The organism is Arthrobacter sp. Y3221159, assembly GCF_059089885.1.
Genome location: NZ_JBNHFC010000058.1, coordinates 1 through 527, shown reverse-complemented (window position 1 = coordinate 527; position 527 = coordinate 1). Strand labels below are relative to the sequence as shown.

Below are 527 nucleotides of genomic sequence, written 5' to 3'. Positions count from 1 at the left end.
CCTTGTAGGCCAGGACCAGGTCACGGTCCACGGACAGGTAGTTCTGGCCCTTGGGGTTGTAGATCTTCGCCGTGGGGAAGAACGCATCCATGCCGAAGGTACGTGCCTCGTCCGGGATGATCGGGGCGATGTGCTTGCCGAAGTTCTTGTCCCGCATCAGGTCCTTGAGCAGGCGGACGAATGCCATGGTGGTGGCTGCCTGCTGCTTGCCCGAGCCGCGCTTGGCCACCTCGTAGGACTTCGCCTCCGGCAACGTGATCTCGGCGTGCTTGGAGCGGCGCTCCGGCACGGACCCGCCCAGGGCGGCCCGGCGCTCCATCATGTACTGGATTTCCGGCGCATCGGTGCCCGGGTGGTAGTACGGCGGCCGGTACGGATCCTTCTCCAGCTGCTCGTCGGAGACCGGGATCCGCAGGTGGTCGCGGAACTTCTTCAGGTCATCCAGCGTGAGTTTTTTCATCTGGTGGGTGGCGTTGCGGCCTTCGAAGTGGGGTCCGAGTCCGTAGCCCTTGACGGTTTTGGCGAGG

At 64.3% G+C, this 527-nt stretch carries 1 pseudogene; it reads right to left on the bottom strand.

The features are described from left to right. Window positions 1–527 (bottom strand): annotated as a pseudogene (locus AC5RT3_RS20655) (pyruvate dehydrogenase (acetyl-transferring), homodimeric type); the annotation flags it as partial.